28 protein-coding genes and 1 riboswitch are annotated in these 26,605 nt (G+C 72.2%); of the genes, 15 read left to right on the top strand and 13 right to left on the bottom strand.

Annotated elements, in window-relative coordinates; all coding sequences use genetic code 11:
- Nucleotides 1–91: 91 nt before the first annotated feature.
- From BY998_RS06900 to BY998_RS06885, 4 genes are all read left to right on the top strand, one after another.
- Nucleotides 92–1,252, top strand: coding sequence for a YihY/virulence factor BrkB family protein (locus BY998_RS06900; RefSeq protein WP_110350878.1), 1,161 nt, complete (start codon nt 92–94; stop codon nt 1,250–1,252).
- A gap of 114 nt (nt 1,253–1,366) precedes the next feature.
- The gene (gene msrB / locus BY998_RS06895) at nt 1,367–1,783 is read left to right on the top strand and encodes a peptide-methionine (R)-S-oxide reductase MsrB (RefSeq protein ID WP_110350877.1); all 417 of its coding nucleotides are present in this window, start codon (nt 1,367–1,369) and stop codon (nt 1,781–1,783) included.
- A 260-nt stretch (nt 1,784–2,043) separates the two neighbouring features.
- Entirely contained in the window at nt 2,044–3,135 is a 1,092-nt protein-coding gene (locus BY998_RS06890) for a hypothetical protein (RefSeq protein WP_110350876.1), read from the top strand.
- Between the two features lie 222 nt (nt 3,136–3,357).
- Nucleotides 3,358–3,651: a hypothetical protein gene (locus BY998_RS06885; protein WP_110350875.1), complete on the top strand. Its 294-nt coding sequence runs from the start codon at nt 3,358–3,360 to the stop codon at nt 3,649–3,651.
- 44 nt (nt 3,652–3,695) lie between these two features.
- Here BY998_RS06885 and BY998_RS06880 read toward each other — a convergent pair whose 3' ends face one another.
- From BY998_RS06880 to BY998_RS06840, 9 genes are all read right to left on the bottom strand, one after another.
- A complete protein-coding gene (locus BY998_RS06880; protein WP_245421513.1) occupies nt 3,696–4,586 on the bottom strand; it encodes a DMT family transporter in 891 nt (296 codons plus the stop codon).
- Between the two features lie 194 nt (nt 4,587–4,780).
- Nucleotides 4,781–5,875 (bottom strand): catalase family protein, encoded by a 1,095-nt coding sequence (locus BY998_RS06875; RefSeq protein WP_110350873.1) that lies wholly within the window; start codon nt 5,873–5,875, stop codon nt 4,781–4,783.
- Between the two features lie 93 nt (nt 5,876–5,968).
- Complete coding sequence (locus tag BY998_RS06870) at nt 5,969–7,234, bottom strand: hypothetical protein (RefSeq protein WP_245421503.1); 1,266 nt, start codon at nt 7,232–7,234, stop codon at nt 5,969–5,971.
- Between the two features lie 62 nt (nt 7,235–7,296).
- Nucleotides 7,297–8,235 carry a tetratricopeptide repeat protein gene (locus BY998_RS06865; RefSeq protein WP_110350871.1) on the bottom strand — a complete coding sequence of 313 codons (939 nt, stop codon included), beginning with the start codon at nt 8,233–8,235 and terminating at the stop codon, nt 7,297–7,299.
- The gene (locus BY998_RS06860; protein ID WP_110350870.1) at nt 8,235–9,158 is read right to left on the bottom strand and encodes a VWA domain-containing protein; all 924 of its coding nucleotides are present in this window, start codon (nt 9,156–9,158) and stop codon (nt 8,235–8,237) included. The genes BY998_RS06865 and BY998_RS06860 overlap by 1 nt, the downstream gene beginning before the upstream one ends.
- On the bottom strand, nt 9,155–10,192 hold the full coding sequence (locus BY998_RS06855) for a VWA domain-containing protein (RefSeq protein ID WP_110350869.1): 1,038 nt from the start codon (nt 10,190–10,192) through the stop codon (nt 9,155–9,157). The genes BY998_RS06860 and BY998_RS06855 overlap by 4 nt, the downstream gene beginning before the upstream one ends.
- A 6-nt stretch (nt 10,193–10,198) precedes the next feature.
- The gene (locus BY998_RS06850) at nt 10,199–10,660 is read right to left on the bottom strand and encodes a DUF4381 domain-containing protein (RefSeq protein WP_110350868.1); all 462 of its coding nucleotides are present in this window, start codon (nt 10,658–10,660) and stop codon (nt 10,199–10,201) included.
- 138 nt (nt 10,661–10,798) lie between these two features.
- Entirely contained in the window at nt 10,799–11,737 is a 939-nt protein-coding gene (locus BY998_RS06845; RefSeq protein WP_110350867.1) for a DUF58 domain-containing protein, read from the bottom strand.
- A 5-nt stretch (nt 11,738–11,742) separates the two neighbouring features.
- Nucleotides 11,743–12,768 (bottom strand): AAA family ATPase, encoded by a 1,026-nt coding sequence (locus BY998_RS06840; protein ID WP_245421502.1) that lies wholly within the window; start codon nt 12,766–12,768, stop codon nt 11,743–11,745.
- 335 nt (nt 12,769–13,103) lie between these two features.
- On the opposite strand from BY998_RS06840, the gene BY998_RS06835 reads away from it, so the two are divergent.
- The 4 genes from BY998_RS06835 to BY998_RS06820 are packed head-to-tail and all read left to right on the top strand — an operon-like array spanning nt 13,104 to nt 15,263.
- Nucleotides 13,104–13,820, top strand: a complete 717-nt coding sequence (locus BY998_RS06835; protein ID WP_110350866.1) for an MgtC/SapB family protein — start codon at nt 13,104–13,106, stop codon at nt 13,818–13,820.
- 56 nt (nt 13,821–13,876) lie between these two features.
- Nucleotides 13,877–14,155: an AbrB/MazE/SpoVT family DNA-binding domain-containing protein gene (locus BY998_RS06830; RefSeq protein ID WP_110350865.1), complete on the top strand. Its 279-nt coding sequence runs from the start codon at nt 13,877–13,879 to the stop codon at nt 14,153–14,155.
- Nucleotides 14,155–14,526, top strand: coding sequence for a type II toxin-antitoxin system PemK/MazF family toxin (locus BY998_RS06825; protein ID WP_110350864.1), 372 nt, complete (start codon nt 14,155–14,157; stop codon nt 14,524–14,526). The genes BY998_RS06830 and BY998_RS06825 overlap by 1 nt, the downstream gene beginning before the upstream one ends.
- A gap of 50 nt (nt 14,527–14,576) precedes the next feature.
- Nucleotides 14,577–15,263 carry an SDR family oxidoreductase gene (locus tag BY998_RS06820; RefSeq protein WP_110350863.1) on the top strand — a complete coding sequence of 229 codons (687 nt, stop codon included), beginning with the start codon at nt 14,577–14,579 and terminating at the stop codon, nt 15,261–15,263.
- A gap of 1 nt (nt 15,264) precedes the next feature.
- Here BY998_RS06820 and BY998_RS06815 read toward each other — a convergent pair whose 3' ends face one another.
- Entirely contained in the window at nt 15,265–15,636 is a 372-nt protein-coding gene (locus BY998_RS06815) for a hypothetical protein (protein WP_110350862.1), read from the bottom strand.
- Nucleotides 15,637–15,950: 314 nt separating this feature from the next.
- Here BY998_RS06815 and BY998_RS06810 point away from each other — a divergent pair, with 314 nt between their 5' ends.
- A complete protein-coding gene (locus tag BY998_RS06810) occupies nt 15,951–16,814 on the top strand; it encodes an NlpC/P60 family protein (RefSeq protein WP_110350861.1) in 864 nt (287 codons plus the stop codon).
- Nucleotides 16,815–16,818: 4 nt separating this feature from the next.
- On the opposite strand, the gene BY998_RS06805 is transcribed toward BY998_RS06810, so the two are convergent.
- A complete protein-coding gene (locus tag BY998_RS06805) occupies nt 16,819–17,985 on the bottom strand; it encodes an aminotransferase class I/II-fold pyridoxal phosphate-dependent enzyme (RefSeq protein WP_110350860.1) in 1,167 nt (388 codons plus the stop codon).
- Between the two features lie 121 nt (nt 17,986–18,106).
- On the opposite strand from BY998_RS06805, the gene BY998_RS06800 reads away from it, so the two are divergent.
- From BY998_RS06800 to BY998_RS06770, 6 genes are all read left to right on the top strand, one after another.
- Complete coding sequence (locus BY998_RS06800) at nt 18,107–18,334, top strand: hypothetical protein (RefSeq protein ID WP_110350859.1); 228 nt, start codon at nt 18,107–18,109, stop codon at nt 18,332–18,334.
- 59 nt (nt 18,335–18,393) lie between these two features.
- Nucleotides 18,394–18,495: riboswitch (glycine riboswitch) on the top strand.
- Between the two features lie 147 nt (nt 18,496–18,642).
- On the top strand, nt 18,643–19,821 hold the full coding sequence (gene gcvT / locus BY998_RS06795; protein WP_110350858.1) for a glycine cleavage system aminomethyltransferase GcvT: 1,179 nt from the start codon (nt 18,643–18,645) through the stop codon (nt 19,819–19,821).
- Between the two features lie 26 nt (nt 19,822–19,847).
- Nucleotides 19,848–20,210, top strand: a complete 363-nt coding sequence (gene gcvH, locus BY998_RS06790; protein ID WP_110350857.1) for a glycine cleavage system protein GcvH — start codon at nt 19,848–19,850, stop codon at nt 20,208–20,210.
- 68 nt (nt 20,211–20,278) lie between these two features.
- Nucleotides 20,279–23,125: an aminomethyl-transferring glycine dehydrogenase gene (gcvP, locus tag BY998_RS06785; RefSeq protein WP_110350856.1), complete on the top strand. Its 2,847-nt coding sequence runs from the start codon at nt 20,279–20,281 to the stop codon at nt 23,123–23,125.
- Between the two features lie 194 nt (nt 23,126–23,319).
- A complete protein-coding gene (locus BY998_RS06775) occupies nt 23,320–24,576 on the top strand; it encodes an adenosylmethionine--8-amino-7-oxononanoate transaminase (RefSeq protein WP_110350855.1) in 1,257 nt (418 codons plus the stop codon).
- A gap of 142 nt (nt 24,577–24,718) precedes the next feature.
- Nucleotides 24,719–25,117, top strand: a complete 399-nt coding sequence (locus tag BY998_RS06770) for a response regulator (RefSeq protein ID WP_110350854.1) — start codon at nt 24,719–24,721, stop codon at nt 25,115–25,117.
- Here the strand turns inward: BY998_RS06770 and BY998_RS06765 are convergent.
- Both BY998_RS06765 and BY998_RS06760 read right to left on the bottom strand, forming a co-directional pair.
- On the bottom strand, nt 25,092–26,021 hold the full coding sequence (locus tag BY998_RS06765) for an NAD(P)-dependent oxidoreductase (RefSeq protein WP_110350853.1): 930 nt from the start codon (nt 26,019–26,021) through the stop codon (nt 25,092–25,094). The two genes, BY998_RS06770 and BY998_RS06765, sit on opposite strands and share 26 nt — an antisense overlap.
- Nucleotides 26,018–26,551 (bottom strand): dTDP-4-dehydrorhamnose 3,5-epimerase family protein, encoded by a 534-nt coding sequence (locus tag BY998_RS06760; RefSeq protein WP_110350852.1) that lies wholly within the window; start codon nt 26,549–26,551, stop codon nt 26,018–26,020. Before BY998_RS06760 ends, BY998_RS06765 begins: the two co-directional genes overlap by 4 nt.
- Nucleotides 26,552–26,605: the final 54 nt, after the last annotated feature.

The raw sequence follows: 26,605 nt of genomic DNA, 5'->3' as shown, positions 1-26,605 counted from the left end.
GGGGACGGCAGCCTGTTCGAGGGAACGGCCAAGCCTGGCTGGCGTTTGATCGGCGTCCGCCCCAGGCGCCTGCGCCCGACCTCAGCGAACGATGCCCTCCTCGCCCCCTTCCCCGTCGCGCATTCCCGCGGAGGGCACGGCCTCCGTGCTCTGGACCCTGATGATGGGGGCGGCCCTGGTCGCGCTCGCCGCCGCGCATCGCCGTAGGGCCGATGAGGAAGTGCTCGAGCCGGCTCGCGCCGTGAAGAAGGAGACCAACGGCGGCGCGCATTCGCACGAGGGCCGTGCCGCCCGCTGGGTAGCGGCGACGCAGCCCGAGCGGGGGCGCGACGCCGACCATCCCGGGGAGATCCCGGCGCCCGGCTGGTGGGACATCGTCGTGCGGGTCTACCAGGAGTTCAACAAGGACCGGGTGCTCTCGGTGGCGGCCGGCGTCACCTTCTATTCCCTGCTCTCGCTGTTCCCGGCAATCGCCGCGCTCGTGACCTGCTACGGGCTGGTCGCCGACGTGAACACCATCAACGTCCACCTCGCCACCCTGCACGGCGTTCTGCCGAGCGGGGCCATCGAGATCATCGGCGAGCAGGTGAAGCGCATCGCCGCCAAGGGTAGCGGCACGCTGGGCGTCACCTTCTTCACGAGCCTCACGCTCTCGCTGTGGAGCGCCAATGCCGCCATGAAGGCGATGTTCGATGCGCTCAACGTGGTCTACGAGGAGGAGGAGAAGCGCAACTTCTTCTGGCTGAACGTGCGCTCGTTGACCTTCACCGCGGGCGCGCTGCTCTTCATCATCCTGGCGCTCACCGCCATCGTGGTGCTGCCGGTGGTGTTCAACTTCCTCGGCCTCGGCGACGGGGCGCGGCTCATCGCCATGGCCCGCTGGCCGGCCCTCTTCCTCGTCCTGCTCGGGGGGCTCGCCGTGCTCTACCGCTACGGCCCGAGCCGCGAGCGGGCGCGCTGGCGCTGGGTCGGCGCGGGCTCCGTCGTGGCCGGCCTCCTCTGGCTCGTCACCTCGATCCTGTTCTCCTGGTACGTCGGCAGCTTCGGCAATTACAACGAGACCTACGGCTCGCTCGGCGCCGTCATCGGTTTCATGACCTGGATCTGGATCTCGGCCACGATCGTGCTGCTGGGCGGCGAGATCAACGCCGAGATCGAGCACCAGACCGCCCGCGACTCCACCACCAGCCCGCAGCAGCCCCTGGGCCGGCGCGGCGCGCGCATGGCCGACACGGTGGGCGCGGCGGCCTGACGGCCGATATCGGCCGGCGACCTATCATCGGTTCTTGCGCGGCCGGGTCGCACTCGCGACAAGCGGTGCCCGGCACCATCTCGGACAACGAGAGAGGCACGGGAGGAACGCGACATGGCTGGATCGAACGTCGTCGAAGGCGATCCCGACACCCGGACCGACGCGGAGTGGCGCGCGGCGCTGACGCCGGAGCAGTACCGCGTGCTGCGGGAGCACGGCACCGAGCGGGCCGGGACGAGCTGCCTCAACGCCGAGAAGCGCCCGGGCACCTTCTTCTGCGCGGGCTGCGGCGCGCCGCTGTTCGAGACCGGGACGAAGTACGAATCGGGCAGCGGCTGGCCGAGCTTCTTCGCTCCCCTCGAGGGCGCGGTGGAGACGCAGGTGGACCGCAGCCACTGGATGACCCGCACCGAAGTGCATTGCGCCCGCTGCAAGGGCCATCTCGGCCACGTCTTCGAGGACGGACCGGCGCCCACGGGCCTGCGCTACTGCATGAACGGCGTTTCCCTCGCCTTCGAACCGGAGGGATGAGCCCCTACCCACTTCGGGCCATTCTCCCGGGAATTCCACGCCTTTTCGGGCTTCCGGGTTGCTGCCCGGTTGTTTCGAGGCCTTCACTTCGTCATGAAGGACCGAGTGAAGAACAGGTTAACGCCCCGGTCTTCGCAATCCGACCGTCTGCGAAGACGGTCTGCGCTCGTCGGTCCTTCGGGATCGACCTCGCGTGCGAAGGCCGAGCATCCGGTGGAAATCCCGGGCTCAGGGGCATGCCGACCCGCGGAGGGAAGTGAATGAGTGTCGTTCGCCGGTTTCTCGTGGCGCCCTCTCTGGTCCGCCTCCTGCGCAAGGAGCGCGGCGGTTCCCGCGTGACCGAAGGCTACTTCGCGCCGCAGGCCGGGCGGACTTCCTTCGTGCGGCTGCAGGGCACCAATTGCTACCTCGTGCTGATGACCGGCGCCGAGGGTGCGATGGCCGAGGAGCGCACGGAGGTGCCGCGCGCCCACGGCGACGCGCTCCTCGACGTCTGCGCCGGCCGCGCCGTCTACGAGCGCACCACGGTCTCGCTCGGGGGCGGCGGCGAGGCGCTGGTCGACCGCTACGTGCGTCCGGCCGGGCTCGACGTCGTCAGCCTCGTCTTCCCCGATACGGGTGCCGCCCAGGCCTTCACGCCGCCGGTCTGGTTCGGTGCCGAGGTGACGACGGACAAGGCCTATGACGGCCAGTCCATCGCGCTGACCGGCATTCCGACGCCGGGCGACATCCCGCTGAACAACGCCGCCCTCGACGCGGTGCTGGACCTGATCGAGCCGCGCTTCGGCTCCGGCCGTCCCCCGCTGGCCTCGCCGAAATCGCTGTCGCCGCGGGACACGGGCTTCCCCCCGCGCGCCTCCGAGCCGCCGAAGCCGGCCCCCGTGCCGGAGGCGCTGCTGGCCGGGGCCGCCGCGGAATCCGCCGCACCGGCCGAGCCGAAGGCGGAGGAGCAGCCGCAATCCAGCGAAGAACCTCTCCCGGCCGCGTCCGGACAGGCCGAGCCGAGCGCGGAGGCCGCGCCCGAGGCTCACTTGGTCGAGGCGCATGCGCCCGCCGAACCGGTCGTCGAGGAGACGCCCGTGCCCGCCGAGGAGCCGCAGCCGGCGGAAGCCGTCCAAGTCGAGGAGCCGCAGCCGCCGGCGCACGCTCCCGAGGCCGAGGGCCGCCCCGCGGCTCCGGCCGAGTCGCAAGAGCGTCTGCCGCCGGATGCGCGCATCGATGACGTGATCGAGAGCCTGTCCAAGGCCCTCGGCGCGGCGATCCGCAACCCGCAGGAGCCCGGCCGCGACGAGGAGGTCACCGAGGCCTTCGAGCGCTGGCAGGTTCGCCCCCGCCGCACGCAGCAGACCTGAGCGGGGCCGGGCCTCAAAGCCCTCTCTCCGCGCTCGCGCATCGCTTGCAGGATCGGGCGCCGACTCTACCGAGGGTCGGCGCCCTTCTCGTTTTTACCATGCCGTGAGCCCGCCACGGCGGGCCGGAACCGGCGAGGATCATCCTTCGTTGGCAGGCACCGGTCGCGGCTCATGATCGAGAGAGCGGCCGGGACGCTTTCGCTCCCAACGAGGAACGCCGCCATGAAACGCTTCGCTGCCGTCGCCGCAGGGCTGATGCTCTGCCTCCTGCCCCTCGCCGGTGAGGCCCAGGCCCAGGGTATCCCCGGCGGCATGCGCCGCGGTGCGGCCGAGGGCGACCGGGTCGCGGGTCCGATCGGCGGTATCGTGGGTGGCGCCGTCGGCGGCGCGGTGGGCGGCGTCAACGGCGTGCTCGGCATCGATCCCGGCCGGCGCGCCTACCGCACCCGGATGCGCTCGAACCGCCACGATCACCATCGCCGCCATCATCACCACAACCGCCGCCATTACCGCTGAGCGGTAGCCACTACCGCTGAGCGGTGAGCGCGTACGGCGGGGTCTCAGCCCCGCCGCACGCGCCGGCGCCGGAGGGAATCCTCGGCCAGCAGCGCGAGGCCCGAGGCGACGATGACGCCCGTGCCCACCACGGTCCAGAGGCCCGGCACGTCGCCGAAGACGAGGTATCCGAGCAGGACCGACCACAGGATCTGCGTGTAGATGAAGGGCGCGAGCAGGCTCGCCGGAGCGCGGGCATGGGCCAGCGTCAGGAGCCAATGCCCGGTCGTGCCGAACAGCCCCACGGCGGCCAGCATCGCCCAGACGCGGGGGGAGGCCGGGGCCGACCAGATCCAGGGCAGGAGCGGGCTCATCACCGCGAGACCGCCGAGCCCGGTGAAGAACACTGTCGTGGCCGTGGAATCGTAGGCGGCGAGCTTGCGGGTCACGATCACGTAGACGGCGTAGCAGAGCATGGCGCCGAGGCTGAACAGCATGGCGGGCTTGGCCGCCAGCGCCTCCGGCCGCACGATGATGAGGACGCCGAGAAAGCCCGCCGCCACCGCCGCGAGCCGCGCCCGAGACGACCACTCGCCGAGCAGGGGCCCCGCGAGCAGGGCCACGGTGAGCGGGGCCGCGAACTGAATCGAAACCGTCTCGGCCAGCTGGAGCGAGCCCAGCGCCAGGAAGTTGAAGGCGGTGGAGCCGAACAGCAGCAACGAGCGGACGATCTGCAGCGGCAGGCGCCGCGAGCGCGCCACGCCGGGCCGCGTCACCGGATTGAGGAAGGCGGTCACCAGCGCGACGTTGACCGCGTAGCGCATGAAGGTGGTCATCAGCGGATCGACGCCCGCCGCCGCCAGCAGCTTGCCCGTGGTGTCGAGGCTCGCGAAGAAGACCGGCGCGACGCACATCAGCAGGATGCCGGCCAGATGCCGCGGGTCGCGGCCCGTCATCCGCCCCGCCTCGGCGGCCTGTTTCGCGGACACGCTGCTCTCCCGGTCTCCGGCCCGTCTGAGGCTCTGGCCGTAGACCAAGCCGGGGCGCATGGCATCCCGGCCCCGCGCGGGTCTCCTCTGTGGGAGGGAAGGGCGATCCGAGGCTCCGCATCGCCGTCCCCGCCATGCCGCGCGTCGACGATCGTCGCGCGTCAGCCGCCCTTCGAGGCCGTTCCGCCCGGCTCGCGGATCGGGCAGCCGTTATGCTCCGCCCGGAATCCGGCTGACGCGGGATAGGCCGCCCGGCGCGCCCGCATGATCGAGCCGAGGGGGCGATGCGCGGCCAGCGCGTGCCAGGGATTGAAGGCGGATCCGTCGTCGATCCGCTTCACGTTGGCCTCGCTCCACGCGTCCTGCCGCGGCACGGTGAGGCGGGCCACCGCGAGGTAGGGGCTCGTCTCCTCCGGCCAGGGCTTCGAAGCGTCCTCCACCGGCATCGTTTCCGCGTCGGTGCGCAACTGTGCCCGCAGCTCCCACACGCCCTCGTGCTCGGCGAAGAAGGCGGTGACCGCCTCGCGCAGGCCGTTCGGCCGGCCGTTGACGTTCAGGGCCGCCCCCGTGAGTGCGGTCAGCGCGGGCGAGACCGGGGCGACGGCGACCTTGGCGACGTAGTCGCCCCAGCGCAGGGGCACTTGGCTGTAGAAGGTCTCGCCGAGGATGTGCGTCTCCGGGTGGCCGCCCATCGCGATCAGGGTCGGGCTCTGGGTGCCGAGGCTCTCCAGCACGGTCTCGGCCCCGCGCAGCATGGCGGAGAACGCCTTCTTGAAGATCTGCGGCGTGTCGGTGGTGGCCGCGAGCAATTTCAGGCTTTTCAGGAAGGCCGCGTCGTCCGGCGCCGTGAAGGCGGGAGCATTGGCCATCACGAAGTCCTGCGTCGTGCCCTCGGCGCCGTCCAGGCGCTCCCCCGGAACGCCGACGATCTTGAGCGCGAGGCCGCGCGGGGTCGAGACGCTGTCGTCGAGGATGTCGCCCGGGTTGGTGGAGAAGCGCAAAACCGCCTCGTAGGAGCCCGGCCGGGCGAACAGGCCCTGCGCCAGGGCCGACGGCAGAGCGTCCAGCACCTCCAGACGGCCGGTGAGCAGGCCGTGCGCCTTGGCGTGGACGCCTCGCACCGCCCGGCCGTAATCCTCGAAGGTGGTGCACTGGATCTTGGCGAAGGTCGCCAGCATCTGCGCGTGCACGTCCTCCTCGTCGTCGCTCGGCTGCTCCACCGACGGATGGTAGGGAATCGGGCTCGCAGCGTTCACGTCCGACCTCGTCTCGCTGGCTCTCGGACCGCGTCGGAGCGGCCGCTTCGGAGCCAACCGAGGTCGAGGCGCGGCCGTTCACCGGCTCGAGGCTCACGCCTGCGCGATCGGTCCGTCGAGGGGCGCGAGCCGGGGCTCGGGGGCGAGCGCGCCCGGAAGGAGCGGGCGCCGCGGCTGCCCGAGCCTGCGGGCGAGACCGGGAAGGTCGGGCCGGGCGTCCCCGGCGGGAGCCCGGCCGAAGACCTGCCGGTCGAGGGCGGCGAGATCCCGCGCGAGATCCGGCTCCGCCCGCCAGAGGGCGGCCAGCTCCGGTTGGGCCTGCTCGGCGCGGGCCAGCGCCGCGCGGAAGGCCGCCGCATCGCCCGCGGCTGCGGCCCCGTGCAGGGCGCGGGCCCCGGCGCGTTCGAGGCGCAGGCGCCCCGGACCCGTCCGGAAGCCGATCAGCGCCAGCCCGAGGCCGAAGGCAGCCAGGGCCGCGGCGCCGAGGACGCCCCAGGAGGCGGGGGTGGCGGGCTTCAGGTCGTCCTCGCGCTCGGCGAAGCCGCCGCCGATCTGGCGGGCGGGGATCTCGGCCTCCCGCATGGTGCGCGTGAGCGTGTCGAACCAGGGGATCTTGATGGCGTCGAGCGGGATCACCTCGGCTACGCCCTTCTTGATGTCCCACTGATAGGTCGCCCGGGCCACGGGGCCGGTGGGGGTGATGATCGTCTCGCGCTTTACCGGCCCGGCGAAGGTGATGATGCCGCGGGTGCGCATCACCGGCCGCGGCGGCAGCCCCTCGGCCAGCATCCCTTGCGCTTCGAGCGTGACGATCCGCCGGGCGGTCTCGCCCTGGTTGATCGTCTCCGGGTCGGGGTCCCAGGAATCGGTGATCGCCACGTCGCGCGCCGGGAGCCACCAGGGCTCCGCCGCGTCGGGGCCGCCGCCCTCGCCCTTCCAAGGGGCCACGGGGAAGGGAACGGGCTCCGAGCGCACGTCGATCTGCTTACGCTCGCCCCCGTCGTTGATGGTGAGCCGATGCACGAACGGGTCGATGGTGAAGCTGCCCGTGTGCTGCGGGAAGATCGCGATGGTGCGCTCGAATTCCAGCGCCATCTGTCCGTCGGGCAGCCGCGTGCGGCCCCAGGTATCGCGGCCGAGCTGCGTCCAGGAGAAGTTGACGAGCGCCGGCTGGCGCACCTCCTCCAGCAGGATCTGCGTGCGGTAGACCCCGCGCAGGCGCAGGAGCACCATCTCACGGGCATAGGGCGGCGCACCGCCGGAGAGATCGGGCGTGACCGTAAGGGTGAGGTCGCCGGGCTCGATGGCCCGGGCGGGCGCGGAAAGACAGATGAGAAGGGTAAGAAGGAGCGCCAGCACCCCCCTCTCTCCCACAGAGGGGGAAGGGCGCTTCGCGCCACGCCCGAGAAAGCCGAAAAACGTCACCACGGGTTGCTGCCTCCCGGGATCGCGGTGCCGGCCTCGACGCGGCGGGCCTGCTCGGCCTTGAGGCGCAGCTTCAGGTAGCGGCCCGGCTCGTCCGGCAGGGTCTGGAGCCAGAGCCGGTCGGGGTGGATCTCGTGCGCCTCGAAGCTCTTGGTGACCCGCCGCGCCTCCCGCTCGGGGGCTGCGGCGACCATGGCCGAGCCGGCGCCCTGGCGCCCGCGGCCCGCCGCGTCGCTGGCCGAGCCGCGAGCCTGGCCCTTGCCGGAATCGATCGCCTGCTGCTCCGCCTTGCCGCGGCGCGCCACGGGGCTGGTGCCGGGCAGGGAAGCGGAGGAACCCGCCTCCTTGTTGCCGGCCAGTCCTTCACCGCTGGACGTGGCGCGGATGTCGTCGTTCTGATCCTGGTTGGCGGTGTTGTTGTAGCGGGCGCCGTACTGGGCCGCGGCATTGGCGATGCCGCCGCCCTTGCCGCGGTCGAACTCCTCCTCCAACGCCCGCGCGATCAACGAGCGGTTGGCCTGCGCGTCGGCGTCGCGCGGGTTGTAGAGGAGCGCCTCGTCGTAGGCGTCGAGCGCGCCCTTGAGGTCGCCCGAGCGGGCGAGCGCGTTGCCGAGATTGTAGGCACCGCGCTTCCCTTGCGCCCGAAACAGCGGGATCGCCTCGTTGGTGCGTCCGGCCTCGTAGAGGGCGGCCGCTCGCCAAGCGGTCTGATCGAACACCGAGACCGCCGCACCCGGAAACCCACTCGCCATCAGCAGTCGCCCGAGGCTGGTGCGCGGCTCGGACAGCAGCATCAAGCCGAGGATACCAGCCCCCGCGAGCGCCAGCCCGGCGATGCGGGCGAGCCGGCGCCAGTGCCGGGGGAAGGCCCGGGGCATGCCCCGCAGCAGAGGCGTCGCGGATGCGAAGGCGCGGGGAGGCAGCGGCGCCAGCATCACGCGCTCCGTCGGAACAGGAAGAGGGCGGGCACGAGGGCGAGCAACAGGAGCCAGCGGCCGAGATCGGCGAAGGCGAGCACGCCGTAGCCGCCCGCGGCGAGATGCTGCGCGGTCGAGGCGCCGACCCGGTCGAGCACCGGCCCGGCGGCCTCGATGTCGGCGGCCCGTCCCCCGCCCGCGGCGGCGAGCCGGTCGAGGGCGGCGCGGTCGGTCTGCGGCGCGCCCGGCGGCAGGGCCCTGGCGGCGGGAACGAACAGGCCGTGGAGCTGCCAGCCCCGGTCGCGGATCGCGGCGGCCTCGCGCTCGGCGGCCTGCCCGATGCCGTCGCCGTCCGAGATCAGCACCACGTCGGCGGAGACGACGTTCGATTCCGCGAGCGTGCGGCGGGCCAGCGCCAGGCCGCGCTCGGGATGGGTGCCGCGATCGGGCACGGTGTCGGCGTCGAGGGCGAACAGAGTGGTGGCGATACTGTCCCGGTCGGTCGTGGGCGAGACGGCGGTATAGGCGTCGCCCGCGTAGACGATCAGCGCCGCCGAGCGGGTGCCGGCGGCTTCCGCCACGGCCTGCGCCGCCTGCCGCGCCTCCTTGAAGCGACCGCCCTCGGTAACCGAGCGGGAGAGGTCGAGCACGATCACGGTGGCATCGAGGTTGCGGAAGGTGGCCGCCTCCGGCCGCTCCACGGCCGGGCCGGTCAGCGCCAGGGCGAGGAGGCCGGCCGCGAGCGCCGCGGCGAGGTTGGCCTGCCGCCGTCCGCCCAGCACGGCGCCGCGGCGGGCGAGCAGCGCCATCAGGTGGGGATCGACCGCCTTGCCCCAGTCGCCGAGCGGGGCCGAGCGCCACGCGGCGCGCAGGGCCAGAGCCGCCACGAGGGGGATCGCCAGGAACCAGAGGGGGCGCAGGAGTGCGAAGGTGTCGATCACAGCCGGCGCCTCGTCGCGAGCAAGCCGCAGGCGCAGAGGAAGGCGAGGGCCGCCGGCCAGGGCCAGAGGTCCCGGCGCAGCGGCAGCGGCGGCGCCTTGGCGCGACCGCCCTCCAGCTCGTCGATGGCGGCAGCCACGTTCTCCAGATCGTCGGTGGTCTTCACCCGGAAGGCGCGACCGCCGCTCGCCTCGGCCATGGCGCGCAGGGTCTCGACATCGACGACATCCTGCTCGTTGTTGGGGTTGTCGGCCATGTCGATCGGCCCGAGGGCGATGGTGTAGACGCGCACGCCCAGATCCTTTGCCAGTTCCGCGACCTCCTTGGGAGCGGTCTGGCCGGCATTGTTGGCCCCGTCCGAGAGCAGCACCACGACCTTGTCGCGGGACGGGGGAGGACCACCGCCCTCCGCATCGGCGACCTGCGCGGGCGCGAGGCGCTTGAGGGCGAGGCCGAGCCCGTCGCCGATGCCGGTGGAGCGCCCGACGAGGCCGATGGTCGCCTCTTCCAGCGTGCGGGCGACGGAGGCCGTGTCGAAGCTCGGCGCGGCGGCGACGTAGGCCTGATCGGCGAAGGCGACGAGGCCGATCCGGTCGCCGGCCCGGCGGCGGATGAACTCGGCGCCGACGCGCTTGACTGCGGCCAGCCGGCTCACCGTCTCGCCGTCGAGGGAGAAATCCTTGCGCTCCATGCTGCCGGAGAGGTCGAGCGTCAGCACGATCTCGCGGGCGGAAGCCGGCAGCGCCGTGGCGGGCAGGACGAGGCGGGGGCCGGCCAGCGCCGTGACCAGCGCCGCCCAGAGCGTGCCCGTGAGCCAGAGCCGGCGACGTCCGCGCGCGACCACGCTCTCGGCCCGCTCCGCCGCGCCGACGAGGGAGGGCGGCACCCGCAGGGCGCCGCTGCCGCCCTCCCGTTCCGCTGGGATCAGCCGGGCCGCGAGCAGGGGCAGGGGCAGGAGCAGCAGCGCGAGGGGGCTCGCGAAGTCGAAGGCGGAGGCGAGCGCCGTGAGCCAGACGGGAAAGAGATCGGCGGGCATGGCAGCTCAGGCCCGGATCTTGGCGACGAGGCGGCTCAGGCCGGCATCGATCCCGGCAGGGTCGCCGCTGCCGGGCCGCCGGTAGAGGTCGTCGGCGAAGGCGCGGCCGGCCCCGTTGCGGAAGAAGTCGGTGCCGAAGGTCGCGTCCAGCGTTTCGGCCCAGGCCGGGCCGCGGGTGCGGGCCGCTTCCTCGCCCTTGAGCGTGCGCACCACGCGGCGCAGGAGCCGGGCCTGGGCCACGCGCCGCGCCTCCGGCTCGAGTCGGCTCGCCAGCGCGAGTTCCTGCAGGGCCGCCCGGCGCACGGATGCACCGCGCCGCGCCCGAAGAAGGCGGAGCCCGCCGACGAGGAGCGCGAGGGTGAAGCCGAGCGCGATCGCGGCCACCATCTCGGGGTTGACCGCGCCGCCGCCTCCGGTGGGCAGGTGCAGGCCGCGCAGGGCGGAGAGGTCGGGCGCCGTCATCGCGATTCCGCCACCGAACTACCCTCCCCCCTCGGCGTGCAGGGGTCGAGGGAGGGGGGCGAGGCTTCCGGACGGTGCGGAGCCGGCCTCTCACCCGCCTGCCCCGCAGGCATCCTCTCCCGCAGTGAGGAGAGGGGCCTCGTGTCACAGCACCGCATCGAGCCGCTCCATCAGCGGGGCGTAGCTCTCGGGGCCGCCCTCGACATCGATGCGCAGGCTCTCGACGCCGCAGGCATGGAGGCGGGCGAGGCGCGGATCGTCCGCGCCGCCGGTCTCCACCGCCGGAGCGCCGGGGCGGGCTTCCACCGTGCCGCGGCGGCCGTCGGGCAGGGCGTAGGGATAGAAGCCCGGCCGGCGCTGGCGCTCGAAGGCGTCGCTGACGAGGAGCAGGCGGATCGAGAGCCGCTCGGCCAGGGCGGTGAGCAGGCTCTCCCAGTCCGGGCCCGGGGCGTCGAGGGCGCTCGCCAGCACGAGATGGCCGCCGGAGGGTAGCAGGGAACGGGCCAGCGCCAGGGTGTCGGTGAGCGGCGGGTCGTCCTTGGCGGTGGCAGCGAGGGCCGCCGCGTGGGCATGGGCGAGCGCCCCGGTCACCGCGGTCATCGCCCGCTCGCCGCCGGCCGGGCGCACCACGGCGGGCTCGCCCGCGCTCGCGACGATGAGGCCGATGCGCCCGCCGTCGCCGACGATGCGCCAGCCGAGCAGGGCGAGCGCTTCGGCCGCCGCGACCGAGCGCAGAGCCCGGCGGGTGCCGAACAGCATGGAGGGCCGGAAATCGGCGAGCAGCACCACGGCGCGGTCGCGCTCGTCGTGGTGGGTGCGCACGTGGAGTTCGCCGGTGCGCGCGGTGGCGTTGCGGTCGATGAAGCGGCGGTCGTCGCCCTCCGACCACGGCCGCACGTCGTCCGGCTCAGAGCCGCGCCCGCGTTTGCGCGTGACGATGCCGCCGGGCAGGCCGGCGATGGTGCGGGTCGAGGGTGAGACGCCGCGCCGGGCGAGGTGGCGCAGGCTCATCAGGCCGGCCCCGGAGAGATGGATGCCGGGGGCGTCGTGCGGGTCGGTGGCGGGTGCCGCGCTGGCGGTCATGGGAGCTACAGCGCCCGCGTCCGCGCGACGAGCCCGCCGACGATGCCACGGGTGGTGCGCCCCTCGGCCGCCGCCCGCCAAGTCAGGCCGATGCGGTGGGAGAGGGCATCGGCGGCCAGTTCGGAGATATCCTCGGGCACCACGTGGTCGCGCCCGTGCAGATAGGCCCGTGCCTTGCCGGCCACCATCAGGGCCAGCGTGCCGCGCGGCGAGGCCGGGTGCTCGATGGAGGCGCGCAGGTCCGGCGCCACGGCGTCGGTGCGCGTCCCCGAGACGAGCCGCACGAGGTAGTCTTTCAGGGCAGGCGAGACGTAGGTGGCGAGCGCGGCCTCGCGGGCGGCGATCACTTCGGCCACCGAGAGCTTCACCGGCATCGCCTCGGCGTGATGGTTCAACTCGCCCTCCACGAGGTCGAGGATGCGGCGCTCGGAGGCCTCGTCGGGCATCTCGACGACGACGTGGAGCAGGAAGCGGTCGAGCTGCGCCTCCGGCAGCGGGAAGGTGCCCGCGTGCTCGATGGGGTTCTGCGTCGCCACCACCATGAACGGATCGGGCAGGCGGTGGGTATGGCCCGAGACCGTGATCTGGCTCTCGGCCATGGCCTCGAGCAGGGCCGACTGCACCTTGGGCGGCGCGCGGTTCACCTCGTCCACGAGGATCAGCGAGTGGAACAGGGGCCCGGGCAGGAACTCGAACGTGCCCGCATCCTGGCGCCAGACTGTGGTTCCGGTGAGGTCGGCAGGCATCAGGTCGGGCGTGCACTGCACGCGGGCGAAGGAGCCGTCGAGCCCGTCCGAGAGGCGCTTGACCGCGCGGGTCTTGGCGAGCCCCGGGGCGCCTTCGATCAGCAGGTGGCCACCGGTCAGCAGCCCGATCAGCAGGCGCTCGACGAGCTTCTCGGCGCCGATCAGCCCGTGGCTGAGGCCGTCGCGCAGCTGGAGGATGCGGTCGCGGATGCCGGCATCGGCTTTGCGGGCGGGAGCTTCGGCCAGGGGGGCGACCGGGGGGGCGGCGAGGGCCTGACCGCTCATGCGCGGAGGCTCCCGGCGTCCGCCGGACGGACTTCCGGACTCGTCGCAGGGGAAAGATCCTGCCGCATCGGCATCTCCTCGCCGTGGGTTCTTCTTATGGCTCCCACAATCTTGCCGGTTTGCCCGCTGCCCAGGCGCCCCGTCAATCCCGCGGCGTCTCCGGTCCCTCGGGCAAATTGACCGCCCGGTCTCCGTGGCCGAAGAGGCGAGCCGCGCCCGTCTCGCTTCACGAATACGCGGGCCGCGGCGCAACGCGGCGCACGTCACGCAACCGTCACGCTCCTGCGACAGCGGGGAGTCTCTCCCTCGGATACTTCGCCAGACACCAGGACACCATGGCCGGCCCTTTTCCCGTTCCGACTCCGGAAGCGCTCAATTCCGGCATCAGCCTCGTCGTCGCCTTCGGCCTCGGCACCCTGATCGGGGCCGAGCGGCAGTACCGGCAGCGCACGGCGGGCCTGCGCACCGCCGTGCTGGTGGCCTTGGGCGCCGCCGCCTTCGTCGACCTCGGCATGCGGCTGACCGGCGGCGAGGGGGCGACGCGCACCGTGGCCTACGTGATTTCGGGCATCGGCTTCCTGGGCGCGGGCGTGATCATGAAGGAGGGCATGAACGTGCGCGGCCTCAACACCGCCGCGACGCTCTGGTGCTCGGCCGCGGTCGGCGCCTTCGCCGGCGCCGACCTGCCGCTGGAGGCCTGCTTCGTCACCGCCGCGGTGCTGGCCGGCAACACCCTGCTGCGCCCGCTCGTCAACCTGATCGACCGCATCCCCATCGACGAGAGCGCGACGGAAGCGACCTACGAGGTGCAGGTGAGCGTCGCACCCGAGGCGGCCGGTCCCGCCCGCGACCTGCTGGTCGAGCGGCTGGAGGCGGCGGATTATCCTGTCGGCAGCACGGAGGTGGAGGAGCGCGGCGAGACCAGCGTCGACGTCATCGCCACGCTCACCGCGACGGCGGTGGAGGCCAAGGATCTCGACGCCGTGGTGGCCGATCTCGCGAAGCGGCCGGAGGTGCGCCACGCGACGTGGTCGGTGCAGACGGGCGATTGAGGCCGCTCGCCCGCCTGTCGGAGCTGTGCTACATAAGTAGCACAGAAGGAGTGGTGATGACGACGATCGTGAAGGTGCGCCGTCAGGGCGGCGCCCGCATCGTGACGCTTCCCGCCGCCCTGCTCGCCCGTATCGGGGTGGATGCGGGAAGCTCGCTCGCGCTCGACGTGAAGGGCGGGGCAATCGTGGCCAAGCCGGTAGCGGACGCACCGCCCGCGCAGCGACGCCGCTACACGCTCTCGGAACTTCTCGTCGGCGCCGACCAGCTTCCGGACCTCTATCGCGGCGTCGAGGGCGCACTCGACGGCGATCCGGTTGGGGACGAGATCGGCTGATGGGGCCGCGACCAGGCGTTCCGAGACGCGGCGAGATCTACTCGATCAATCCGAACCCGGTCGCCGGACGAGAAACGCGCGATCGCCATTACTGGCTGGTCCTGAGCCCGGAGGCGGTCAACCGGCACGGGGTCGCCATCGCGGTGGTGATCTCAACGGTTGCCGCGGGTGCCCGCGCGGCCGGTCTGACCGTTCCGATCAGCGGCGACGGCGTGACGGGGGTGGCGATCTGCACGCAGGTGCGAAGCTTCGATCTGCGCGCGCGTCTCGCCGATGGGACGGCGTCCCTGGCCGGCACGGCCGATCCCGGATCCGTCGAGGAGGCCGCCGCCCGCGTCGCGGCTCTCCTCGATCCGGCGCCCGAAGGCTGAACCCCTTCGAACCGTTCGACGCATTCTCGCGCAAGGAAGACCGAACGACCATGCCCGACCGCAAGAAATCCGCGCTGATCGTCGGAGCCTCCCGTGGGCTCGGGCTCGGGCTCGCCGAAATCTTCCTCGATCGCGGCTGGCGGGTGACGGCGACGCGTCGCGGGGCCTCGCCCGGCCTCGAGGTGCTGGCGACGCGCGGCCTGCGGGTCGAGACGGTGGAGATCGACGACGACGGGTCGGTCGCCGCCCTACGGGAGCGGCTGGCGGGCGAGACCTTCGATCTGATCTTCGTCGTCGCGGGCGTCCTGATCGAAGCGGAGAAGCCGCTCCACGCGGTGCCGCGGGCGGTCCATGCGCAGGTCTACCTCACCAATGCGGTGAGCCCGATCCTATTCGCGGAACGCTTCGCCGACACCCTGGCGCCCGGCGCCACGCTCGCCTTCATGTCCTCGGTCCTCGGCAGCGTCGCCCTCAACGCGGAGGGCGGCTGGGAGAACTACCGAGCGAGCAAGGCGGCGCTCAACACCAACGCCCGCAGCTTCGCCGCGCGCCACGCGGCGCGCGATTTCGGCGTGCTGCTGCTGCATCCGGGCTGGGTCGCCACCGACATGGGCGGCGAGGGCGCCGACCTCGACGTGGCGACGAGCGCCGCCGGTTTGGCGGATGTGATCGAGGCGCGGGCCGGCCGGGTCGATCCGGCCTTCCTCGATTACCGGGGCGAGACGCTGCCCTGGTGACTCAGCGGCGCGGGTCGAGAGGGCGCCCGCGGCGCTCGATCACCACCGTCGGCCGGCTGCGCCGCTCCACCACCACCGTCCGCGGGGGCGCGCGGTTGGGGCTGGAGGGCGCCAGGATGCGGTGCTCCTGCGGGCGATGGGCCGGCCGGGCCGCCGCGGCCTTGGCGGCCGCGACCACGTGCGGGCGCACCTCGTCCGGGCTCAGGCCGATCAGCCCGGCGGCGATCTCGACCTGCTGCTCGACATCGTCGGCGAGATCCTGCGCGGCGGTCACCGCCTCGGTCACCGTGGGCGGCTCGCGCCGCACCCGGATCGGCGGCAGATCCTGGAAGCTCTTCTGGGTCTTTTTCACGGCACGACTCGCGGTCTTCATGCACCGATCTTAGGACGGCCCGTCCGGTTTGTGCAGTGCACACAGATCGGACGTGACGGACCGTCAGCCGCATGGCTTGACCGACGGACGTTCCCGCTCGTCTCCCATGCAGGATGCGCGCCGGTTGTCCTGATGCGCCAGTACATTCGATGACGATGCGAGCCGGCCGGTCCGTGTGATTCGAGGCAAAGTGTCGCGGCTATGCGGCAAGGCGTGGCATCGAGCGCAAGATCTCCTCCGCCTCCACGCAATTCCGTCGGCACGGGCCGGCGATCCCCAATCCCGCCCCGATCCTGAGCGAGGCAGGCTCCATCATGTCCGATATGCGCGATCCCCGCCTCACCCTGGCCCGGCCCGACCTCGCCGACATCCGCCTGCGCGGGATCGTCGAGGCGCAGCGATACGTCGCCGGGGAGCCTGCACGGGTCGTCGTCCCCGCCGCGCCCCTGCGCCGAGCGCCGCGCCCGGAGGCCGGGCTCGACACGGAGGCGGTGCTGGGCGACGCCGTGACGGTGTTCGATCGCGGCGACGGTTTCGCCTGGGTCCAGATCGCCCGGGACGGTTATGTCGGCTACCTGCCCGAGGCCGCGCTCGGCCCCGCCGATCCGGCGCCGACCCACCGGGTCGCGGCCCTGCGTACCTTCGTCTACCCGGCGCCCGACCTGAAGCGGCCGCACGTCGCGCATCTGAGCCTCGGCGCCGCCCTCGCGCTGGAAGGGGACGAGGGCGAGTACCGGCGGCTCGCGCAGGGCGGCTACGTCTTCGCCGGCCACGTCGCGCCCCTGGGCTCAGCCGAACCCGATTTCGCGGCCACCGCCGAGCGGCTGGTCGGCACGCCCTATCTCTGGGGCGGTCGCACCAGCCTCGGCCTCGATTGCTCAGGCTTGGTCCAAATCTGCCTGGAGACGGCGGGGCGCGCCTGCCCCCGCGATGCGGACCAGCAGGAGCGGGCGCTCGGCGAGCCGCTGCCGCCGGGGCTCGACGGCTTGGCGCGCGGCGATCTCGTGTTCTGGAAGGGCCATGTCGGGCTGATGCTCGATGCCGACCGGCTCATCCACGCCAACGGCCACCACATGGCGGTGGCGGTCGAGCCGCTGCGCGAGGCGGCCGAGCGCATCGCCGCCAAAAGCTTCGGCGCGCTCACCTCGATCCGCCGGCTCGCTCCGCACTCCGCCTGACCCGTCAGGCGGCGCGCACGCTCTCCGGAGCGAGTGCGGCCAACGCCTCGGCCAGGGCATCCACCTGCGCCTCGCCGTGGGCAGCCGAGAAGGCGACCCGCAGGCGGGCCGTGCCGGGAGCCACCGTCGGCGGGCGGATCGCGACGACGAGGAAGCCGCGCGCCTCCAAGGCTGCCGAGAGGGCGAGCGCCGCCTCCGCTTCCCCGACCAGCACCGGTACGATCGGGCTCGTCGCATCGGGCAGGCCGAGCCGGGCGGTGAAGCGGCGGGCGAGCGCCAGCGGCCGGGCCGCGCGGGCCGGTTCGGCCTCGACGATGTCCAGGGCGGCGAGCGCCGCGGCGGCGGAGGCCGGGGGCAGGCCGGTGGTGTAGACGAGGCTGCGCGCCCGGCTCGTCAGCAGGTCGATCACGGCCTGCGAGGCGCAGAGATAGCCGCCGTAGGAGCCCAGCGTCTTCGAGAGCGTGCCCATCTCCAGCGGCGCCCGGGTGCCGGGCTCGACCACGCCGAGGCCGTGGGCGTCGTCCACCAGCGTCCAGGCGTCGTATTCCCCTGCGAGCGCCAGGATCTCGGGCAGCGGCGCCCGGTCGCCGTCCATGCTGAACACCCGCTCGGTCAGGATCAGCGCCCGCCGCGCCGTGCCGCGATGCTCGGCGAGGAGGCCGCGCAACTGCGCCAGTTCGTTGTGGGCGAAGCGCACGACCTGCGCGCCCGACATCTTCGCGCCCGCGAACAGGCAGGAATGGCCGAGTTCGTCGATCAGGATCAGGTCGCCTTCGCCGACGAGGGCCGGGGCGATGCCGAGATTGGCCAGATAGCCGGAGCCGAAGAGGAGGGCCGCCTCCTTGCCCTTGTGGCGGGCGAGCCGCTCCTCCAGCGCGACGAGCGGGGGCGAATTGCCCGTCACCAGCCGCGAGGCGCCGGCGCCCGCGCCGTAGCGCGTGAGGGCTTCGGCGGCCGCCGCGATCACCCGCGGCTCGTGGGCGAGGCCGAGATAGTCGTTGCAGGAGAACGAGACGAGGGCGCGGCCCCCCCGCTCGGCCGCCGCATCGGGGCCGCGGGCGGTGGCTACGAGCCGGCGGCGCAGGGCGGCCGCATCCAGCCCGGCGAGTTTCTCGCGGGCGAACGCGTCGAGGCTCCGGGTCGGGTCTTGCGACGAAGAGGTCTGGGACATCGCGCCTGAAGGCGGCGGTCGTCGAGGGATGTCAAGCACGGGCCGCGGCAGGGCCCGTCACGGTCGGGTCGAACCCGGCTCGGGTCCGCGCGTTGCCGGAGGCTTTCGAGGAAACCGTCTCATGCCCCGTCCCATTTTCGCCGCCCTGCTGCTCGCCGCCGCCTGGGCCGTCGGCGGCCCTGCCCCGGCGCTCGCCGGCCCGGCCCAATCCTACCTGTTCGGGGAGCAGAACTTCCGCAAAGCCTGCCGGCCGCCGCTCAAATACGCGGCCGGGGCTTGCGTCCGCCGCTGCCCGGCGGGCTTCGAGAGCTTCCGCGGCTATTGCCGCCAGCGCAACATGATGCGCTGATCGTCACCGGGGTCGGCTTGCGCGCCCTCGGGCAAAGTGCGAGCCTTGCGGCGTCCGATACAGACGATACGGGAGAGCCCAGGCCGCTCGCGAGAGAGGTTATGGCGCCGACGGAGCAACCACCCCCGGAAACTCTCAGGCACAATCACCGTATCGTTGGACAATCTGGAGAGAGGCGCCGTCCGGCGTCCACCGAAGGAGAAACCTCGCTCAAGATTCGAGTGAGGGAAGCTCTCAGGTAAGCGCGACAGATGGGGGCAACTTGCCAGCCGGCCGGCGGGCAAGATCCGTCTGTCGTGGAGTGCCCGATGAGCCTGCAAGCTGCCGGGGCCTTGAGCCCCGCCGCCCCCGTTTTCGCTGATCCGCTGGCGCAGACGCCGCTGCACGCGCTCCATCTGCGCCTTGGCGCCAAGATGGTGCCGTTCGCGGGCTACGCGATGCCGCTGCACTACCCCGGCGGGCTGCTCAAGGAACACCTGCACACGCGGGCGGCGGCCGGTCTCTTCGACGTGTCGCATATGGGCCAGATCGCGCTGACGCCCCGCTCCGGCGACCTCGCGGAGGCGGCCCGCGCCCTCGAAGCGCTGATCCCCATCGACGTCCTCGGCCTGTCCGAGGGCCGCCAGCGCTACGGCTTCCTCACGGACGCAGCCGGGGGCATCCTCGACGATCTCATGGTCGCGCGCCTGCCCGACCGGCTCCACGTCGTCGTCAACGCGGCCAACAAGGCCGCCGGTTTCGCGCATCTCAGGGCGCACCTGCCGGACGAAATCGACATGGCGCTCGTGCCGGATGCGCTGATCGCGCTTCAGGGCCCGAAGGCGGCCGAGGTGCTGGCGCGGTTGGCACCCGAGACCGAGGCGATGCGCTTCATGGACGTGCGCGCGGTCGCGATGATCGGCGCGTCCTGCCTCGTCAGCCGCTCCGGCTATACCGGCGAGGACGGGTTCGAGATCGCGGTGCCCGCCGAGCGGGCCGAGGCTGTGGCCGAGGCCCTGCTCGCGGAGGCCGAGGTGCTGCCGGTCGGCCTCGGCGCTCGCGATTCCCTGCGCCTCGAAGCCGGCCTGCCGCTGCACGGGGCGGACATCGACCCCGGTACCAACCCGGTCGAGGCCAGCCTCGCCTGGGCGATCTCGCCCGCCCGCCGCCGGGGCGGCGCCCGCGAGGGCGGGTTTCCGGGCGCGGACACCATCCTCCCCGCGATGGAGGGCGGGCCGTCCCGGCGGCGTGTCGGCCTCCGCCCCGAGGGCAGGGCGCCCGTGCGGGCGGAAGCTCCGCTCTTCGCCGCCGAGGCCGGCGGCGAGCCGGTCGGCCGCGTCACCTCCGGCGGATTCGGCCCGAGCGTCGGGGCGCCCGTCGCCATGGGTTTCCTGCCGGCCGCGCTGACCGCGCCCGGCACCCGCGTCTTCGCCGAGGTCCGCGGCCAGCGTCTCCCCCTCGTCGTCTCCCCGCTTCCCTTCGTCCCGGCCGGCTTCAAGCGCGGCTGATCTCTCTCGTGTCAGGAGTTCGAACCATGCTGCGTTTCACCGACGAGCACGAATGGCTGCGCCTCGACGGCGACATCGCCACGGTCGGCATCACGGCGCATGCCGCCGAACAACTCGGCGACCTCGTCTTCGTGGAGCTTCCCAAGGTCGGAGCCAAGCTCACCAAGGGCGAGGCGGCGGCCGTCGTCGAGTCCGTCAAGGCGGCCTCCGACGTCTACGCGCCGCTCTCCGGCGAGGTCACCGAGGTCAACGAGGCGGCGGTCGCCGACCCGGCCTCGGTCGGCGCCGACCCGCAGGGCGCGGGCTGGCTCTACCGGCTCAAGCTCGACGATGCCTCCGCCATGGACGCGCTGATGGACGAGGCGGCCTACGCGGAGTTCGCCAACTAGCGCAGACGGTCAGCCCTCTCCCCTCCGCGGGAGAGGGATGCTCAGCCCATTCGCCCAAGAGGCACCCCATGAAATACGACCGCCACGACCCCTTCGATTTCGCAGCCCGCCGCCATATCGGCCCGAAGCTCTCCGAGATCGACCAGATGCTGGAGACGGTCGGCGCCAAGTCGCTGCACGCGCTGATCGACGAGACGCTGCCCCCCGACATCCGTCAGGCGGAGTACATCGATTTCGGGATCTCGCTCACCGAGCGGCGCTCGCTGGAGAAGCTGCGCGCCACCGCCAACAGGAACCGGCTGCTCGTCTCGCTGATCGGCCAGGGCTACCACGGCACGACGATGCCGCCGGCGATCCAGCGCAACATCTTCGAGAACCCGGCCTGGTACACCGCCTACTCGCCCTACCAGCCCGAGATCAGCCAGGGCCGGCTGGAAGCTTTGCTCAATTTCCAGACCCTGGTCTGCGACCTCACCGCCCTCGACATGGCCAACGCCTCGCTGCTCGACGAGGCCACCGCCGCGGCCGAAGCCATGGGCATGGCGCGCCGCGTGGCGAAGTCGGACCGCAACGCCTTCTTCGTCGATCGCGATTGCCTGCCCCAGACCATCGCCGTGCTGCGGACCCGCGCGGCACCGCTCGGCTGGGAGATCGTCGTCGGCGATCCCTTTTCGGATTTGGACCCGTCCACGGTCTTCGGAGCGCTGTTCCAGTATCCCGGCGTGAACGGCGCGGTTCACGACTTTACCCATCTCATCGCCGCGCTTCATGAGGCTGGTGCGCTCGCCGTGGTCGCCGCCGATCCGTTGGCGCTGACGCTGCTCAAGGCGCCCGGCGAGATGGGCGCCGACATCGCGGTGGGCTCGATGCAGCGCTACGGCGTGCCGATGGGCTATGGCGGACCGCACGCCGCCTACCTCGCGACCCGCGACGCCCACAAGCGGGCACTGCCCGGGCGCATCGTCGGCGTCTCGGTGGATGCCCGCGGCAACCGCTCCTACCGCCTCGCGCTCCAGACCCGCGAGCAGCATATCCGCCGCGAGAAGGCGACCTCGAACATCTGCACCAGCCAGGTGCTGCTCGCGGTCATCGCCTCGATGTTCGCGGTCTATCACGGGCCGGCCGGCCTCAAGGCCATCGCGCTGCGCGTCCACCGCGACGCCGTGCGCCTGGCCGCCGGTCTGGAACGGCTCGGCTTCACCGTCGAGCCCGCGCACTTCTTCGACACGATCACCGTGCGGGTCGGCGCGTTCCAGGGCGTGATCCTGAAAAGCGCGGTCGAGAACGGGGTGAACCTGCGCCGGATCGGCACGGACCGCATCGGCATCAGCGTCGATCAGCGCACCCGGCCCGACATCATCCAGGCGGTCTGGCGCGCCTTCGGCGGCACCGAGCTGACCTACGACGAGGCCTATCCCGAGCCGCGCCTGCCGGCGGCCCTGGAGCGGACCTCGGACTACCTGACCCACCCGATTTTCCACATGAACCGGGCCGAGAGCGAGATGACGCGCTACATGCGCCGGCTCAGTGACCGCGACCTCGCGCTCGACCGAGCGATGATTCCGCTCGGCTCCTGCACGATGAAGCTCAACGCCACCGCCGAGATGCTGCCGATCTCCTGGCCGGAATTCTCGGAACTGCACCCCTTCGTGCCGGAGGATCAGGCGCTGGGCTACCGCGAGCTGATCGATGACCTGTCACAAAAACTCTGCGCCATCACCGGCTACGACGCGATCTCGATGCAGCCGAACTCGGGCGCCCAGGGCGAGTATGCGGGCCTGCTGGCCATCCGCCGCTACCACCTCTCGCGCGGGGAGGGGCACCGCACGGTCTGCCTGATCCCGTCCTCGGCCCACGGCACCAACCCGGCCTCGGCGCAGATGTGCGGCATGAGCGTCGTCGTGGTCGGGGCGGATGCCCACGGCAACATCGATGTCGAGGACTTCCGGAAGAAGGCCGAGCAGCATTCCGAAAAGCTCGCGGCCTGCATGATCACCTACCCGTCCACGCACGGCGTGTTCGAGGCGCGGGTGCGCGAACTCTGCGACATCGTCCACGCCCATGGCGGGCAGGTCTATCTCGACGGGGCCAACCTCAACGCCATGGTGGGGCTGGCGCGGCCCGGCGACATCGGCGCGGATGTCAGCCATCTCAACCTGCACAAGACCTTCTGCATCCCGCATGGCGGCGGCGGGCCGGGCATGGGGCCGATTGGCGTGAAGACGCACCTGATCCCGTTCCTGCCCTCCGATCCGCGCTCCGGAGAGGAGGGCGCGGTCTCGGCCGCCGCCTTCGGCTCGGCATCGATCCTGCCGATCTCGTGGAGCTACTGCCTGATGATGGGCGGGCGCGGCCTGACCCAGGCGACGCGGGTGGCGATCCTCAACGCCAACTACATCGCCCGGCGGCTCGATGGGGCCTATTCCATCCTCTATGCCGGCCGGAACGGACGGGTCGCGCACGAGTGCATCGTCGATGTGCGGCCCTTCCAGAAGAGCGCGGGCGTGACGGTCGAGGACATCGCCAAGCGCCTGATCGATTGCGGCTTCCACCCGCCGACGATGAGCTGGCCGGTGGCGGGCACGCTGATGATCGAGCCGACCGAGTCCGAGACCAAGGCCGAGATCGACCGCTTCTGCGACGCCATGCTGGCGATCCGCGAGGAGATCCGGGCGATCGAGGAGGGGGGGATGGATAAGGCGAACAACCCGCTCAAGAACGCGCCGCACACGGTGCAGGACCTGATCGGCGCCTGGGAGCGGCCCTATTCGCGGGAAGCCGCCTGCTTCCCGTCGGGCAGCCTGCGCATGGACAAGTACTGGCCACCGGTGAACCGCGTCGACAACGCCTACGGCGACCGCAACCTCGTCTGCTCCTGCCCGCCGCCGGAAGCCTACGGCGAGGCGGCGGAGTAGGGACGGCTTTTTGAACCCTCCCCCCTCTGCGGGGGAGGGTGCCTGCGGAGCAGGCGGGAGAGGGGAGCGACGCTTCCGGAAAGACCTGAGCCGACCCCTCACCCGACCCCTTCGGGGCCACCCTCTCCCGCAGAGGGGAGAGGGAAGGGCTGACGCGTTTGACTCCATCAGCGCCACCCCTCAATCCCCCGCGCATGACAGCGCTCGCCTCTCAAAAACTCTGGCGCCCCTACACCCAGATGAAATCCGCCGCGCCGCCGCTGGAGGCGATCGCGACGCGGGGCTCGCGCATCACGCTCAAGGGCGGGCGCGAGCTGATCGACGGCATCGCCTCGTGGTGGACGGCGGTGCACGGCTACAATCACCCGCACATCGCGGCGGCCATGGCCGAGCAGCTGATGCGCATGCCCCACGTGATGTTCGGCGGGCTCACCCACGCGCCGGCCGAGCGGCTGGGCGCGCGGCTCGCCGCGCTGCTGCCGGGGGATCTCAACCACGTCTTCTTCACCGATTCCGGCTCGGTCGCCGTCGAGGTGGCCCTGAAGATGGCGGTGCAGCTCTGGCTCAACCGCGGCGAGACCGGCCGCACCCGGGTGCTCGCCTTTCGCGGCGGCTATCACGGCGACACGCTCGGCGCGATGTCGGCCTGCGACCCCGAAGAAGGGATGCATCGCCGCTTCGGCGCCTACCTGCCGACCCAGGTCTTTTGCGATCTGCCGCGCACGGCCGAGGCGGAGGCCGCGCTCGATGCGGCGCTTGCCCGCCACCGCCACGAACTCGCGGCGGTGATCGTCGAGCCGCTGGTCCAGGGCGCGGGCGGGATGCTGACCCATCCGCCGGAGGTGCTGGCGACCGTCGCGCGGCTCGCCCGCCGCCACGGCCTGCCGCTCATCGCCGACGAGATCTTCACGGGGTTTGCCCGCACGGGAACGATGTTCGCCTGCGAGCAGGCGGAGGTCGTGCCCGACATCCTCTGCCTCTCGAAGGCGCTGACCGGCGGCACCATGGCGCTCGCCGCGACGGTCGCGACCAGCGAGATCTTTTCTGCGTTCTGGTCGGACGATCCGGCCGCGGCACTCATGCATGGCCCCACCTTCATGGCCAACCCGCTTGCCTGCGCGGCGGCCAATGCCAGCCTCGACCTGTTCGAGACCGAGCCGCGCCTGGATCAGGCGCGCGCCATCGCCGCGCGCCTGGAGGAGGGTCTCGCCCCCCTGGGCGAGCTTCCCGGTGTGCGGGAGGTCCGCGTGCTCGGCGCCATCGGTGCGGTGCAGTTCGCGGGCCCGCCGGACCTCGCCGACCTCAAGCGGCGCTTCCTCGAGCGTGGCGTCTGGGTGCGCCCGTTCGGCGACATCGTCTACCTCACGCCCGCGCTCAGCATCGATGCGGACGATCTTGATCGCCTGATCGAGGCGGTGACGGTGGTCGTCTCACGGACCGCGAGGGGTTGACCCATCACGGTCCCCAAGGGACCCTGCAACCGGGAGCAGGGTTTCTCGTTGGATCATCGCGGCGGCACACCGGGTTCCGATAGGGGAAACGGTCAAGTCCGCGAACCAGTTGGGTCGTTGGGGCAATCGGGGAGAGCTTAAGGTGGCGAGCGAGACCGAGACGACGAATCCGGAAGCCGACCGTCCCGTCATCCTCATCGTCGAGGACGAGGCGCTGACCATCATGGATCTCGGCGACGTGCTGGAGGAGGGCGGCTACGACACCGTGCAATGCGCTTCCGCCGAGCGGGCACTCTCCATTTTACAAGCGCGGCCCGACATTTGCGGCCTCGTGACCGATGTGGAGCTGTCCGGCCGCGTCAACGGCTTCGAACTGGCCACCTCGGTGGCGCAGGCGCGGCCCGAACTGCCGATCCTGATCGTGTCCGGCCGCGCCGCGCCCGATCCCGACCGTATGCCGAACGGCGCCCAGTTCATCGCCCGGCCCTGCGCGGGCGAGGACATCCTGGCCCGTCTCAAGGGGCTGATGCCGCATTGCTGAGCGCGGCGCGCCAACCCTCGACCGTCTCGACCAAGCCGGCCTCCAGGCCGTAGGCCGGGCGAAAGCCGACCTCGTCGGTAAGCCGGCGGATGTCGGCCTCGATGCAGGCCGGCTCCGTGGCGCCGAGCGGGCGCGCGCCGAAATCGATCAGGTCGGGGCGCCCCGTCAGTGCGCCGACGCTTTCCAGGATGGCCCGGACCGGTACGGCTTCGCCCGAGCCGATATTGACCGCGCCTCCGACGCCCGAGGCGAGCAGGGCCGCGAAGGCGGCGCCGGCATCGGCGACGTGCAGGAAATCGCGGCGCTGGCGTCCCTCGCTGGTGGCGAGGCGCTGCCCCGAGATCAGGGCGCGGGCCGCGTCGCCCACGAGCCGGCCCGGCGTCTCGCCAGGACCGTAGAGGTAGAACAGTCGGCCCCAGGCGAGGGAAAGGCCGGCTGTCGCGGCATAGGCGTGCAGGATGCGGCGCAGGCCGTCCTTGGCGCTGCCGTAGAGGGTGGCCGGGCGGCAGGGGGCGGATTCAGGGAGGCGGCCGCCCTGGACGCCCGGCAAGTCGGCCCAGTCGTACTCCGCGCAGGTCCCCGCCACGACGGCACGGCTGCCGCCCGCCTCGCGGAAGGTCCGCACGAGGTCGAGGCTCGCCGCCGTCCAGTCGAGGTTGTCCGGCGCCTGCCAGTAGCGGCCGGGCGTGGTGACCCAGGCCAGATGCAGGAGGTGGCTCGCACCGGCCGCCCGCACGGCGGCGCGGCGCTGGACTTCGTCGAGCAGGTCGGCGGCGTGGAAGGCCTGCACGCCCGGCGGTGCGGTCCGACCGACGGCGTGCACCTCGAATCCGTGGTCCGTGAGCGCGGCCACCGCGTGGCGGCCGACGAAGCCGGCCCCGCCGGTGACGAGGACCCGCCTCACCGAACCGCCCAGTCGGGGAAGGCGAGATCGCGGGCTGCGATGACCGTCACCGGCTCGGGCCAGGTGAGGTCGAAGGCGGGATCGTCCCAGCGCACCCCGTCGGCGGCGCAGGCCACGAAGGGCCGGTCGATCATGTAGAGAATTTCGCTGTCGTCGCAGAGCGTCTGGAAGCCGTGAGCAAGGCCGGCCGGGATGTAGAGCGCGTGGCGGTTCGCGGCCGAGAGCGTCACGCCCACGCTGCGCCGATAGGTCGGCGAGTCGGGCCGTAGGTCGATCACCGCGTCGTGGATCGCGCCGGCCGTGCAGCGCACGAGCTTGGTCTCGGCATGGGGCTCCCGTGAAAAGTGCATGCCGCGCACCGTGCCGCGGCGATGGTTGAACGAGATGCTCGACTGGGCGAAGCGGCCGACAAGCCCGCGCGCGACGAACGTCTCCTCGCACTGGGTGCGGGCGAAGAAGCCGCGCTCGTCCGCGTGCGGCTCGGGCGCGACGCGGAACAGGCCGGGGAGGGCAAGCTCCTCGAAGATCATGAGGCGTGTTGACCGATGCGGCTCGGAAGGGCGTCGTGCGATCCACTCCCGGCC

Origin of the sequence: Methylobacterium sp. B4, from assembly GCF_003201865.1 — a bacterium.
GTDB lineage: Bacteria > Pseudomonadota > Alphaproteobacteria > Rhizobiales > Beijerinckiaceae > Methylobacterium.
This window is presented reverse-complemented; position numbering and strand designations above follow the sequence as displayed.